Below are 3040 nucleotides of genomic sequence, written 5' to 3' on the forward strand. Positions count from 1 at the left end.
GGGGCCGCCGCCCGGGTCTGCCCGGACAGCGCCTGCAGGCGCGCCACGAGGTCGGCGGCCTCCTCCTCGGTGGTGACGTGCTCGTCGAGGCGGACCTCGCCGGCGGCGGCGCCCGGGCGAGGCTGGAGGGGCTGCACCTGGATGGTGTCCGTCCCCGGCTGCGACATGGGGGCGACGATCCGGTTGGCCAGGGCGAGGATGGTCTCATCGTTGCGCCAGGCCGTGGTCAGGTGCGAGACGTCGGACGGTCGCAACCTACCGACGGTGGTCCCCTCCCCCGGCTGTCCCCCGCCGTCGTCTGTGAGCGGGGCGGAGCCAGGCGTCGCCGTCCACCCCCCGCCGTCGGTCCGTGCCGGGAAGTGGTGCGGGAAGTCGAAAAGCTGGCCGGCGGAGGCGCCGCGGAAGCCGTAGATGGACTGGTGGGGATCGCCCACCGCCGTGACGCAGTGGCCGACGCCCTCGCCGGAGCCGGCGCCGAAGAGTCCGGCGAAGATCGCCATCTGGGCGTGGGAGGTGTCCTGGAACTCGTCCAGGAGGACCACGCGGTAGCGGTCGCGTTCGATGCGTCCGACCTCGGGGATGTCTGCGGCGATGCGCGCGGCGTGACGGAGCAGGTCGCCGAAGTCCATGACTTCGGCCTCCTCCTTGGCCTCGGTGTAGGCCTCGACCATGTGGGCCATCAGGAGCCGGGCGCGCAGAGAGAAGAGGAGGTCCTCCGCGCCCTTGTTGCGGGCGGCGCCCTTCCGGGTCGGCGGCAGGGCGGCGCCGTGGGCGATCTCCCGGGCCAGGAAGTCACGGACGGTGTCGGGCTCCACGAGGTGCTCGGCCATGTCCCCGGCCAGGCCGAGGGCTCCCGAGACGAGGGTGGACAGTGCGGGGGCGCCCTGCTGGAGGTCCACGTCCGCGTCCTCGGCGATGCGGCGCATCATCCGGAAGGCGTCGGCGTCGGTGATCTGCACGGCCCCGGGCTCGACGCCGATCCGCAGGCCGTGGTCCCGGACGAGGGCCCCCGCGTAGGAGTGGTAGGTGGAGACGGCGGCGCGTCCCAGATCCTCGGCGGTGCCCTCGAACCCGGGGATCTCGAATCCGGGGACGGAGAGCAGCCGTTCGAGGCGCCCGTTGATCCGGTGGGCGAGTTCGCCGGCAGCCTTGCGGGTGAAGGTGACGCCGAGGACCTGATCCGGTCGGACGAGTCCGTTGGCCACGAGCCAGACGACCCGGTCGGCCATGGTCGCGGTCTTGCCGGAGCCTGCGCCGGCCACCACGAGGCGGGGCGTCAGCGGTGCCTGGATGACCTCGGCCTGCTGGGCGGTGGGCTTCAGCCAGGTGCCGCTCTCCTGCTCGGCCGGCGTGGCCAGCAGGCGGGCGAGGTCGTCGGGGCTGTAGCGGATCTGCATGGGCTGCTCCACGGTCTGGTCGGCGGTGCTCGTGTCTGCGGCGGTGGTCAGCGGGTCCATTCGGTCACCTGCCGTCCCTCGGAGCAGAGCGGACAGAGCGCTGCGCTGCGGCAGCGATCGCCCGTGCTGTGCAGCGTCAGGTAGAACGGGCCGACGGTGCGGCCGGCGGCGAGGGCGAGCTGGGCCTGGGCCGCGTCCTCCCGGTCGGCGATGGACGGCTGGTCCTGCACCCGGACCTTGTGCGTCCGGTTGCCGAGCTGCACGAGGGCTCCGGCGGCGCGGTGGGACGTCCCACAGCGCCCTGGCGCAGCTCCGTGCCCTCCGCCAGGAGCGCCCCGGAGGCCAATGCGACCTGATAGGCCATCAGCTGTGGTGAGGACTCCACGAGTGCGTCCGAGGGGATGTTCGACTTCTTGCCCGTCTTGAGGTCCACCACGTAGGGCCGGCCCTCAGCGTCCACCTCGAGGCGGTCGATGACACCGGTGATGCGCACCGTGACGTCGGCCAGGGGCACGGGGACGTCGATGCGCAGCTCCTGCGCGACGCACACGCGCCCGGCAGCGCGGGCCTCAGGCAGGTAGCGGATGAAGGTCTCCACCAGCTCCCGGGCCCGCTCGTGTTCGACCTCTCCGGTCCACCCCTCCGGCAGACCGAGCTCCGGCAGGCGGCGTTCGACCTCCGCGCGAAGCGCTCCGGCGGTCCCTCGGGGTGCGCCTCGCAGATGCTGTGCACGAAGGTGCCGACGGACTGGGCGAGGGTGGCGGCGGCCTCGGCTCCGACCTGGGACATGATCCAGTCGAGCGGATTCTCCAGGAGCATCTGGACTCGCGACGGCGAGAGCCGGACCTCCCCGGCGGGGTCCACCACGGGCTCTTCGGAGGACAGCGGTGCCAGTCCCCACCAGCTGTCCGGGTCCGCGGTCTCGACCCCCTGGGCGGCGAGCCAGGCGAGGCCTGCGGCGGCCTCGGCGACCGCTGTGTCCGTGTCCTCCGGAGCCTCCAGCACCCGGCGGAGCCGGGCGACGAGTGCGCCGGTGGTGAGCGGGTCGGGGACGTCGGTGCAGACGAGCTCGCCGGTGGCGGTGCGCTCGGGCCGGGCGATCAGCTCCAGGAATTCGGACGGGGTCGCCTCGTGGTTCACCACCGCGGTGCCGACGACGGTGTGGCGAGCCCGGGAGACGGCGGTGGAGAAGGTGCGCAGCTCGTCCTGACGGGTCTCCTGCAGGCGGATCCTGTGCGGGGTCGGCCACGGGGCGCCCTCTCGGTGGAGGACGAGGTCGGCCAGGTCCGTGGCGCCGAGCAGCTGGCCGCGCAACCGCGTGTTGGGCCACACCCCGTCCTGGACGCCGACGACCAGCACGGTGTGCCAGCCACGGCCGGCGGCCGATGCGGGGGTGAGCACGTGGACCGCGTCCCGGCCCGAGGCGCCGCGGGCCAGCGAGTCCATCGGCAGGTCCTGGGACTCCATGTAGCGGGAGAAGGCAGCCGGCGCGGCGCCGGGGAACTGGTCCACATAGCGCTCGACCATCTGGAACAGCGCGACGACCGCGTCCAGGTCCGCGTCCGCACGACGGCCCTCCCGGGCCGCGTCCGGGCGGTCCGTCTTGCCGAGGGCCAGGCGGCGCCAGGCCTCGCCGCGCTCGG

General features: G+C 73.5%; 2 protein-coding genes and 1 pseudogene. All 3 read right to left on the reverse strand.

What is annotated here, in order from left to right; genetic code table 11:
* Positions 1 to 1457 (reverse strand): ATP-dependent helicase (locus tag AC2W7A_RS11050; protein ID WP_485991393.1); only part of this gene is annotated, 1457 nt, incomplete at its 3' end.
* Entirely contained in the window at positions 1445 to 1660 is a 216-nt protein-coding gene (locus AC2W7A_RS11055) for a hypothetical protein (protein ID WP_485991394.1), read from the reverse strand. The genes AC2W7A_RS11050 and AC2W7A_RS11055, both read right to left, overlap by 13 nt.
* A gap of 113 nt (positions 1661 to 1773) precedes the next feature.
* Positions 1774 to 2727: pseudogene (locus AC2W7A_RS11060) on the reverse strand (RecB family exonuclease); the annotation flags it as partial.
* Positions 2728 to 3040 lie beyond the last annotated feature (313 nt).

The organism is Micrococcus sp. LASM2_SD2, assembly GCF_057364565.1.